Here is a 7,609-nt window from a genome sequence, read left to right as displayed (position 1 = left end):
GACCTCAATGAGCTTGTTCAGCTGCTTTTCCACCTGCTCCACCACGCTGTTGCCGTTGTCCACAATGATGGTCATCCGGGACAGCGACGGGTCGTCCGTCACCCCCACAGCCAGGGAGTCAATGTTGAAGGCCCGGCGGGAGAACAAACTCGCGACGCGGTTCAGCACGCCCGCCCGGTTCTCCACCAAAATGGAAATCGTCTGTTTCATCCTTCTCTCCTCCCGTTCAGTCCGTGGTTTTCCACTCGGGGCTCACCTCCGCGATGAGGAGGCAGGGCCCCTCCATACCCAGGAAGCGGTCCAGGGTCTCCTCCGCCTTTCCCTCGTCCCGGAGGGTCAGGCTGGGGATGCCGTAGGCGGCGGCGACCGCGGCAAAGTCCGGGTCCCCCTCCAGCCGCACGCCGAAGGGGCCGTGGTAGGGCTCCTTGCTTTGAATCTGGTTCACCAGGCCCAGCACGCCGTTGCGGAAGAGAACGATCTTCAGGTCAAAGCCCCCGGCCTTCACGGCGGCCAGCTCGTTCATGGACATCTGGAAGGACCCGTCCCCGCAGATGGCCACCACCTGCCGCGCCGGCTGGGCGGTCTTCACGCCCACAGCGCAGGGAATGGCGTAGCCCATGGTCCCAAGGCCCCCGCTGGTCAAAAACCGCGCCCCCTTGAGCCGCAGATGCTTGCAGGCCCAGATCTGGTTCTGCCCCACGTCCACGCAGACGGCGGCGTCCTCCCGCAGGCGCTCGCCCAAAAGGCGCAGGAGACGGCCCGGGAAGACATACCCCTCCTTCGCGGGATAGCCCCGGCCCAGGTTCGTCCGGCGGAGGTCCTGAAGCATTTCCCGCCACTCGCCGCAGTCCGCCTTGGCCCCCCGCTCCATCAGCTGGCGGAGGATGACCTTGGCGTCCCCCACCAGGGGGAGGGTGGACTGCATGTTCTTCCCGATCTCGGCGGGGTCCACGTCGATGTGGATGTTGGCCATGCGCCGCTGAATCTCGTCCGGGGAGACGATGGCCCGGTCCGCCACCCGGGTGCCGATCATGATGAGAAGGTCCGACTTCACCAGGGCCTTGTTGGCGGTGGTGTTGCCGTGGGCCCCGATCATGCCCATGTTCAGCGGGTGCTCCGTGGGCAGGAGGCTCAGGCCCATCATCGTCGTCACCACCGGGATGCCGGTGGACTCGGCGAAGAGGCGAAGCTCCTCCTCCGCGTGGGCCAGGAACACGCCGCCTCCGGCGCACAGCACCGGCCGCTGGGCCAGGCCGATGGCCATGGCCACGTTGGCGATCTGTTTGTCGTTGCCCCGGACGCTGGGGTTGTAGCCCCGGATGCGGACCTCCTCCGGGAACGCCACGTCCGCCACCATCTGCTCCTGCACATCCACCGGGATGTCGATGAGCACCGGACCCGGCCGGCCGGTGGAGGCGATGTGGAAGGCCTCCTTCAGCACCACGGGAAGCTGGGCCGCGTCCTTCACCAGATAGCAGTGCTTGGTGAAGGGAGTCACCGCGCCGGTGATGTCCACCTCCTGGAAGATGTCCCGCCCCAGGAGGTTGGAGGGCACCTGCCCCGTGATGGCCACCAGGGGGATGGAGTCCATGTATGCCGTGGCCACGCCGGTAATGAGGTTCGTGGCTCCCGGGCCGGAGGTGACGATACACACCCCCGTCTTCCCCGTCACCCGGGCATAGCCCGAGGCCATGTGCCCGGCGTTCTGCTCCGTGCGGACCAGGGTGTAGTCAAGATTGGGGTCTTCCCGCAGGGCGTCGGCGATGGGGCAGATGGTGGCCCCGGCGTAGCCGAAGACCCGCTCCACACCCTCCCGGGCCAGACCTTCCGTCAAAATTTGAGCGCCTGTCAGTTCCATAAGTCCCAAGCTCCTTTCGCCGCAAAAAACAAATAAGTCCGCGGCCCTTCGTCGGGTCACGGACTTGCAAGAGTTCCGGTTCTGGCGGGGGGTTCACACCGTGTTTCCTGGATTCCCCGCGCCCCTGTTTCGCGCATGACCAAACGCACTATTCTTTTTCGGCACCAGAACCACCAGTACCAGAACCAGAATAATGTACAGGCCCAGAATGCTGTTGAGAGCAGTGGTCATCAACATGAGAACCTCCGCCGCGTATGCGCGGCCACCCGGCGGCCGGCCCGTTTTCCCGTGAAAACACGCCTCCGCCTGTCTTGGTTTGTTATTATACATTTCCGATGGACAAAGCGCAACAAAAAAATGAAACCGGGCCGTTTTTCCGGATGATTTTACGAAAACACGCCGCCACTCCGCTTCTCTGTCGTAAAAAATGACGGAATCTTTCCCTGTATCTGCCATCAGACCCCACTTTTCTTTTTCAGACAACGCCGCTCCGCTTGCGCATTCTCAAAATCCGGTTTATAATGAAGCGTATTACAAGCCGCCTGCGGCAGAATGGAGACGCCTATGAAACAGCAATACGACGTACTGGTCATCGGCCCGGTGTCCCTGGACCACAATATCGACTACCAGGGGAATGAGCGCAGGGAGGTCGGCGGGGCGGTGGTGGCCTCCGGCTTCGCCGCCGCCAGAAGCGGGAACCGGACCGCCCTCTTCACCAAGCTGAACCCCGCCGACGCCGACGTGGAGGCTCGCTTCCGGGATTCCGGCGCGGATTTGTACTGGAAGCCCTCCAAGGCCACCTGCTCCATCCGCAACCAGTACTTCACCGCCGACAAGGAGAAGCGCTCCTGCACCTCCATGGGCGTGTGCGACCCCTTCCGCTTTGAGGAGCTCCCGGATGTCGAGGCCGCCATCTACCACTTTGCCGGCCTGGTCTACGGCGACTTTGACGGTCCCCTCTTCGCCGAGGCGGCGAAGCACGGCAAGGTGGCCGTGGACGTCCAGTGCCTCCTCCGGCACGTGGAGCCGGACAAGACCATGGCCTTCCATGACTGGGCGGAGAAGAAGGAATACCTCCCCTGCATCGACTATTTGAAGACCGACGCCGCCGAGGCGGAAATTCTCACCGGCCTGACGGACCGGGTGGAGGCGGCGAAGCTGCTCCACAGCTGGGGGGCGAAGGAGGTCCTCATCACCCACAACACCGAGGTTCTGGCCTATGACGGCGAGAAGGTTTACACCTGCCCCATCAAGGCCCGAAACCTCTCCGGCCGCACGGGGCGGGGGGACACCACCTTCGCCGGGTACATCACGGAGCGCCGCCGGGCGGGCGTGGAGGAGGCCCTGCTCTACTGCACGGCCCTGGTCTCCCTGAAGATGGAGACCCCCGGCCCCTTCCAGGGCAGCCGGGAAGACGTGCTGGCCTACATCCGGGAATTTTATTAAGCGCTCCGGCGCGAAAAGGAGGACCCTCCGATGGAGGGCCCTCCTTATATTTTTATGCGTTTACGCGGAAATGGTGGTGCCGGTCTCTCCGGCCACGCCGGCTCCCGCCTTCTCCAGAAGGGTGATGAGCGCCCGGCGGCCCGGGCGGGACTCGGCGAACTTCAAGGCCGCCTCCACCTTGGGCAGCATGGAGCCCGGGGCAAAATGCCCCTCTTCGATATACTGGCGGGCCTGGGCGGGAGTGAGGGAATCCAGCCACTTCACGTCGGGCTTGCCGAAGTTGATGGCCACCTTCTCCACCGCGGTGAGGATAATGAGGGTGTCGGCGTTCAGCTGTTCGGCCAGCTTCTCGCTGGCGAAGTCCTTGTCAATGACCGCCGCCGCGCCCTTCAGATGGTGTCCCTCGGTCTTGAACACGGGGATGCCGCCGCCTCCGCAAGCCACCACCACCAGACCGGCCTCCACCATGTCCTGGATGGACTGAATCTCCACGATGGACACGGGCTTGGGAGAGGCCACCACCCGGCGGTAGCCCCGCCCGGCGTCCTCCACCACCTTATAGTCCCGCTCCTTCACCAGAATGTCGGCCTCCTCCTTCGTCATGAAGGCGCCGATGGGTTTGGTGGGATTCTCAAAGGCGGGGTCCTGGGGGTCCACCTCCACCTGGGTGAGAACGGTGGCCACGCCCTTGTTGATTCCCCGGTCCAACAGCTCCTCCCGCAGGCCGTTCTGGAGGTCATAGCCAATATAGCCCTGGCTCATGGCCACGCACACGGACAGGGGGCAGGGGATATACTTCTCCGGGTCGGACCGGGTCAGCTCGGTCATGGCGTTTTGAATCATGCCCACCTGGGGTCCGTTTCCGTGGGCGATTACCACCTGATGGCCCTGCTCGATCAGGTCCACGATGGCCTTGGCGGTCTGCTTCACGGCAATCATCTGCTCGGGGAGATTGTTGCCCAGGGCATTGCCGCCCAGGGCGATGACGATACGCTCAGCCATATTTCAGCATCCTCTTCTTCGTTTATTGATCGGGTCCGGGCCCCGAAAAGCTCCGGGGCCCGTGACCGTTAGTATGACCGTACTGCCGGAAAATAATCTCAGAAGAACTTTCTCTTGTCCGCGGCGTCCAGAGCCATCAGGGCGGACACGGGGTCCTTCACCTTGCTCATCATAATCATGGCGGCGATGACATAGGGCTTATAGCTGGCCTCCTTGTACAGGGGCACCAGATACCGGTCGAACACGGAGTTGTCCACCTCGCCCTCGGGGCAGCTGAGGCCGGTGATGTCGGCGGGCAGGCAGTGGAGATACAGGGCGGAGCCGTTCCGGGTGCGCTTCATCATCTCCTCGGTGCAGGACCAGTTCTTGTGCTGGGCGTTCTGAGCCAGGAGCTTCTTCTCCAGAGCGTCGATGCCCGCCTGGTCGCCGGCCTGATAGAGCTTGGTCCGCTCCTCCATGGCGGCGAAGGGAGCCCAGCTCTTGGGATAGACGATATCCGCGTCCTGGAAGGCCTCTTCCATGGTGGCGACCTTCTTGTAGCTTCCGCCGGTGGCGGCGGCGTTCTTCTTGGCGATCTCCTCGACCTCGGGCATGACGTCATAGCCCTCGGGATGGGCCAGGACCACGTCCATGCCGAAGCGGGTCATCAGTCCGATGACGCCCTGGGGAACGGACAGGGGCTTGCCATAGGAGGGGGAGTAGGCCCAGGTCATGGCGATCTTCTTGCCCTTGAGGTTCTCCACGCCGCCGAACTGATGGATGATGTGGAGCATGTCGGCCATGCACTGGGTGGGGTGGTCCACGTCGCACTGGAGGTTCACCAGGGTAGGCTGCTGCTCCAGGATGCCGTCCCGGTAGCCCTCCTTCACGGCGTCCATGAAGGTCTTCTGATACTTGTGGCCCTCGCCAATGAACATGTCGTCCCGGATGCCGATGACGTCGGCCATGAAGGAGACCATGTTGGCGGTCTCACGGACGGTCTCACCGTGGGCGATCTGGGATTTCTTCTCGTCCAGGTCCTGGACGTTCAGGCCCAGCAGGTTGCAGGCGGAGGCAAAGGAGAAGCGGGTCCGGGTAGAGTTGTCCCGGAAGATGGAGATGCCAAGGCCCGAGTCAAAGATGCGGGTGGACTTGTTGCGCTCCCGGAGGTCCCGCAGGGCGTCGGCCACGGTGAAGATGGCGTCCAGCTCCTCGTCGGTCTTGTCCCAGGTCCAGTAGAAGTCGGACTTGTACATGTTGTTGATGTGCAGCTTTTCCAGGTGCTGCGCCAGCTCGATGGTCTTAGACATAATCAAAATCTCCTTATATTTTATTTGGCATCCCGTTACCGGAAAAATTGGACCGTTCAGAGAAGCGGATCCCACAGGGAAGCGCCGGGGTTTGGGAGGCATAGCCTGAGAGCGCCGGGTTTGAAGAGGGATGGCCTGACCAGGGGATCAGGCCATTTCCCCGCAAGCGCCCATGTACCGGGGGCGGACGCGCAGGTCCGCCCCTACAGGGTGATTCCCTGCTTTATTTAATGTCGTTGTCCGTCAGGCTCTGGCGGAACTCCGTCACGTCGGCGGTCTTGTTCTCCGGCTTGTACAGGGGGATCGCGGCGGCGTACAGCGCGGCGCAGGTCACCAGATCCTGCTTCCAGGTGATCTCGTTGGGGGCGTGGGCCTGAGACTCCGCGCCGGGGCCGAAGCCCACGCAGGGGATGCCGTACCGGCCCTGGATGGACACGCAGTTGGTGGAGAAGGTCCACTTGTCCGTCAGGGGACGGCCGGTGCGCAGGTGCATGGCGTCCTTGCTCTCGTCGGCGTCGGCGTGGCCGATGCGCTCCTCGCCCCAGAGGGCGTGGTGGGCGTCCACCAGAGCCTGGACATGGGCCGCGCCGGCCTTGTTGATCCAGGTGGGGAAGAAGCACTCGGTCTCATAGACGGTGCCGGTCCAGGCGGGACGGTCGTACATGTACATGGAGACCTTCACATCGTCGCCGTACTTCTTCACGCTGGGCAGCTGGCGGATTTCCTCCAGGCAGGAGTCCCAGGTCTCGCCGGCGGTCATGCGGCGGTCGATGGAGATGGAGCAGCTGTCCGCCACGGCGCAGCGGCTGGGGGAGGTGTAGAAAATCTGGCTGGTGGTGCAGGTGCCCCGGCCCAGGAACTGGGCGTCCTCATAATGCTCGGGGTTGAACTCGGGGTTCAGCATCTTCACCAGGCCCTTGACCTCGTTGGAGGGGCCGTCGCCGTTCTCGTTCAGGGCCCGGACGTCCTGGAGAATGTCGGCCATCTTGTAAATGGCGTTGTCGCCGCGGTGGGGGGCGGAGCCGTGGCAGGAGATGCCCTTCACATCCACCCGGATTTCCATGCGGCCCCGGTGGCCCCGGTAAATGCCGCCGTCGGTGGGCTCGGTGGAGATGACGAACTCGATCTTGCTCCGGGCGTCCTCGGGACCGTTGAAGTACTTGTTCACGATGTACTGCCAGCACATGCCGTCGCAGTCCTCCTCCTGCACGGAGCCCACGACCATGATCTTGTACCCCTCGGGAATCAGACCCAGGTCCTTCATGATCTTGGCGCCGTACACGGCGGAGGCCATGCCGCCCTCCTGGTCGCTGCCGCCCCGGCCATAGATGACGTCCTCCGTCTCATAGCCCTGATAGGGGTCGGCCTCCCAGTTTTGGATGTTGCCGATGCCCACGGTGTCGATGTGGGAGTCGATGGCGATGATCTTCTCGCCCTGGCCCATCCAGCCGATGACGTTGCCCAGGCCGTCGATCTCCACCTTGTCAAAGCCCAGCTTCTCCATCTCGGCCTTGATGCACATCACGACCTCTTTTTCCTCGCAGCTCTCGCTGGGGTGGGAGATCATGTCCCGCAGGAACCGGGACATTTCCGCCTTGTAGCCCTCTGCCGCAGATTTGATCTTCTCGAAATCCATAATGCCGACCTCCGTAAAATTTTATTTTGACAGCTCCGCGCATTTGCTGTCTGTTCCTTACAGCTTTATCATACCACAAGATTTCCCGTTGTCAAACAAAATTTTTGAAAACCAAAAAATTTTTTTGAAAAGCGGTTGATTTCCCCAAAGAACCGTGGTATGATGCTAGTATGAATCAGTGTCTTTTCCCAAAAAATCCACCAAAAAGGGGGAGTTGCCCACGGAAAACAGCAAATTAGAGCTGCTGCGCCAGGTGGCCGCCGGCATTGCCGCCCAGTTCGGCAGCGACTGCGAGGTCGCCATCCACGATCTCAGCCGGGACCCGGACCGCTCCATTGTCTTCATCGCCAACGGCCACGTCTCCGGCCGGAAGGTGGG

The 7,609-nt window shown here is 62.6% G+C and carries 8 protein-coding genes; 2 read left to right on the top strand and 6 right to left on the bottom strand.

Annotated features, from left to right (window positions below; genetic code table 11):
• The 3 genes from ilvN to QZ329_RS14085 form a co-directional block, all read right to left on the bottom strand.
• On the bottom strand, window positions 1-210 hold a 210-nt coding region (gene ilvN, locus QZ329_RS14095), incomplete at its 3' end, for an acetolactate synthase small subunit (protein ID WP_295753640.1).
• Window positions 211-226: 16 nt separating this feature from the next.
• On the bottom strand, window positions 227-1,858 hold the full coding sequence (gene ilvB, locus QZ329_RS14090; protein WP_295753639.1) for a biosynthetic-type acetolactate synthase large subunit: 1,632 nt from the start codon (window positions 1,856-1,858) through the stop codon (window positions 227-229).
• Between the two features lie 93 nt (window positions 1,859-1,951).
• On the bottom strand, window positions 1,952-2,341 hold the full coding sequence (locus QZ329_RS14085; RefSeq protein ID WP_295753638.1) for a hypothetical protein: 390 nt from the start codon (window positions 2,339-2,341) through the stop codon (window positions 1,952-1,954).
• A gap of 81 nt (window positions 2,342-2,422) precedes the next feature.
• On the opposite strand from QZ329_RS14085, the gene QZ329_RS14080 reads away from it, so the two are divergent.
• A complete protein-coding gene (locus QZ329_RS14080; protein WP_295753637.1) occupies window positions 2,423-3,304 on the top strand; it encodes a PfkB family carbohydrate kinase in 882 nt (293 codons plus the stop codon).
• A 60-nt stretch (window positions 3,305-3,364) separates the two neighbouring features.
• On the opposite strand, the gene arcC is transcribed toward QZ329_RS14080, so the two are convergent.
• From arcC to QZ329_RS14065, 3 genes are all read right to left on the bottom strand, one after another.
• Window positions 3,365-4,306: a carbamate kinase gene (gene arcC / locus QZ329_RS14075; RefSeq protein ID WP_295753636.1), complete on the bottom strand. Its 942-nt coding sequence runs from the start codon at window positions 4,304-4,306 to the stop codon at window positions 3,365-3,367.
• Between the two features lie 98 nt (window positions 4,307-4,404).
• A complete protein-coding gene (gene ygeW / locus QZ329_RS14070; protein WP_295753634.1) occupies window positions 4,405-5,595 on the bottom strand; it encodes a knotted carbamoyltransferase YgeW in 1,191 nt (396 codons plus the stop codon).
• 223 nt (window positions 5,596-5,818) lie between these two features.
• The gene (locus QZ329_RS14065) at window positions 5,819-7,231 is read right to left on the bottom strand and encodes a YgeY family selenium metabolism-linked hydrolase (protein ID WP_295753633.1); all 1,413 of its coding nucleotides are present in this window, start codon (window positions 7,229-7,231) and stop codon (window positions 5,819-5,821) included.
• Between the two features lie 178 nt (window positions 7,232-7,409).
• On the opposite strand from QZ329_RS14065, the gene QZ329_RS14060 reads away from it, so the two are divergent.
• A partial coding sequence (locus tag QZ329_RS14060) for a PAS domain-containing protein (protein WP_295753632.1) occupies window positions 7,410-7,609 on the top strand: 200 nt, incomplete at its 3' end.

Origin of the sequence: uncultured Oscillibacter sp. (assembly GCF_910579365.1) — a bacterium.
Taxonomy (GTDB): domain Bacteria; phylum Bacillota; class Clostridia; order Oscillospirales; family Oscillospiraceae; genus Oscillibacter.
This window is presented reverse-complemented; position numbering and strand designations above follow the sequence as displayed.